At 51.0% G+C, this 2,382-nt stretch carries 2 protein-coding genes and 1 pseudogene; all 3 read right to left on the reverse strand.

Features of this window, described 5'->3' with window-relative positions; translation table 11 throughout:
- Nucleotides 1–296: pseudogene (locus BBW68_RS03895) on the reverse strand (heavy metal sensor histidine kinase); the annotation flags it as partial.
- A gap of 15 nt (nucleotides 297–311) precedes the next feature.
- Nucleotides 312–992 carry a heavy metal response regulator transcription factor gene (locus BBW68_RS03900; RefSeq protein WP_070134083.1) on the reverse strand — a complete coding sequence of 227 codons (681 nt, stop codon included), beginning with the start codon at nucleotides 990–992 and terminating at the stop codon, nucleotides 312–314.
- A gap of 14 nt (nucleotides 993–1,006) precedes the next feature.
- Nucleotides 1,007–2,173, reverse strand: coding sequence for an aldo/keto reductase (locus BBW68_RS03905; protein ID WP_186821265.1), 1,167 nt, complete (start codon nucleotides 2,171–2,173; stop codon nucleotides 1,007–1,009).
- Nucleotides 2,174–2,382 lie beyond the last annotated feature (209 nt).

Raw genomic sequence — 2,382 nt, forward strand, 5'->3', positions numbered from 1 at the left:
GTTCCCCCCATGCTAAAGCGTGGGTTATCGCTCACTATCCAGTAGCGAACGCGCTCACCTTCAGAATTGGTTAATACGGTAAATTTATTGGCAAGCGTTGACCAGCCGTCAGCTGAGGTTTGTGCGGTGATCCACGAACTCATTAATGATTCCCGGAATAACAGCTCGTTGTGTATCTGCTTTTGCAAAGAGTCATGCAAGGAGCTTCTGAGCAAGATACCGATAACGGACACAATCAGTAGCGCGGATAAGACAAACATCAGCGCCAGATGAACGGAGATGAAACGCTTAAGCATGCTTATCGTCTTCATTTATTCGGACCGGACTTCGAGGACATACCCCATGCCACGAACGGTATGCAATAGTTTGACGTCGAATGGCGAATCCACTTTGGCCCGCAGACGTTTAATGGCGACTTCAACCACGTTGGCATCGCTGTCAAAATTCATGTCCCATATCTGCTCCGCAATCATCATCTTTGACAGAATCTCCCCCTGATGCCGGGCCAGAAGGCTCAACAGGGAAAACTCTTTTGCGGTCAGTTCCAGCCTCGTTCCGGCACGAAATACGCGTCGAGCCAGCAGGTCGAGATGCAGATCGTGAATTTGCAGTTGGGTGATGTCTGCGCCATCCGTAGCGCGGCGACGCACCAGTGCCTGAATACGCGCCACCAGCTCAATAAGAGAAAAGGGCTTAGGGAGATAATCATCCGCGCCAAGATGCAGCCCTTTAACGCGCTCGTCGACCGATCCCCGTGCCGAAAGCATTAGCACCGGCGTCTGTTTGGCTGCTCGCACACCCTCAAGTACTCGGTAGCCATCCATCCCTGGCAGTATCACATCCAGTATTATCGCGTCGTAGTCGAACTCCAGCGCGTAATGAAGACCTTCAGCTCCATCTGCAGAAACATCTACCGTAAATCCAGACTCGCTCAACGCACGGTTGAGATAGGTTGACGTTTTTTCTTCATCTTCGACTAACAACAGGCGCATAACGGGACTTCCTCTTAACTTTTCATCGGTGCTTCAATATCGGAATAAACCTGCACGGCATTCGGCAGACGTTGACCCAGGATAGTGATGGCGTCCAGTGAGCGGGTGAGTTCGGTTATCTCGGCGAGAGTCAGCGACACGCAGGTAGCCGCTGTGTTTTGCAGCATATGGTCTTTATTAATGGTGCCAGGGATGGGAACAATCCAAGGTTTACGCGCCAGTATCCATGCCAGCGCAATCTGTCCCGGTGCGGCATTTTTTCGTATTGCCCAGGATTTCAGTAGTTCAACCAACTTTAAGTTGTGTAGCAGGTTTTCAGGCGAGAAGCGCGTTTCTGTCGCGCGGAAATCACCGGCAGCGAACCGGGTATTCTCATCAATCCAGCCCGTTAAAAACTGCACACCGAGTGGACTCCATGGCACAAAGCTAATACCCAGCTCTTCGCACACCGGAAGGACCTGTTTTTCAGGGCCACGCCAGAGCATGGAGTATTCACTTTGTATGGTGGTAACGGGTAATGCTGCATGGGCGCGTCTCAACGTGTTGATACCCATTTCAAACAGACCCCAGTGCAAGACCTTCCCTTGAACCATTAAATCTTTAACTACACCGGCGACATCTTCGATCGGGATCTGCGGATCAACCCGGTGTTGATACAGTAAATCGATACGATCGGTGCGCAGGCGTTTAAGCATGTTTTCGACAACCTGTCTGATATGCTCCGGTCTGCTGTTAAGGCCCGGCAGTCGTTTGCCTGTCTGCTGGTCAATGTTCCAGCCAAACTTAGTGGCAATAACGATTTTGTCCCTGAACGGGGCAACGCCTTCTCCGAGAATTTTTTCAACTTCAAAGGGGCCGTAAGCTTCAGCAGCGTCGAAGAGCGTGACCCCTTCATCAAATGCCCGATGGATGAAATTGATCATCTCGGGACGCCAGGGAACGGACGTGTCGTATTTGCGACTCATGTTCTGCACGCCCAGACCGACTGCAGAAACTTCCAACTTCCCGAGTTTACGCTTGCCCGGAGCAGCATTGCTTTGGCTGGTTTGTCTAGATGAATCGACCTGAGAGGATTGGTTTGCCGCCGAGACGTGTGGCATCAGCGAGGCCGCGGCAATACCCGCCCCGGCGGATAATAGCTTGCGTCGCTGTGGCATTGTTGGATCATTCTGGCTTTTCATTGATCGCTCCTTTTCTCAGAAAATTGAACATGAATCTCATTTAAGTGAGACCATTCTGCATCCTGATTGCCAACATAAAGCTGATGGTTAACTGACAGCGTTGTCAGAAACACTTATCCATCCCAGTCGGAGTTATTGTTAAATTTGGTGTATGGAGCCATCAGGCAACGTTCCGGTCTGATGCTTCCTCTTCTACCTGTTCGCCGTCT

This window comes from Candidatus Erwinia dacicola (assembly GCF_001756855.1).
Classification (GTDB): Bacteria; Pseudomonadota; Gammaproteobacteria; order Enterobacterales; family Enterobacteriaceae; genus Erwinia; species Erwinia dacicola.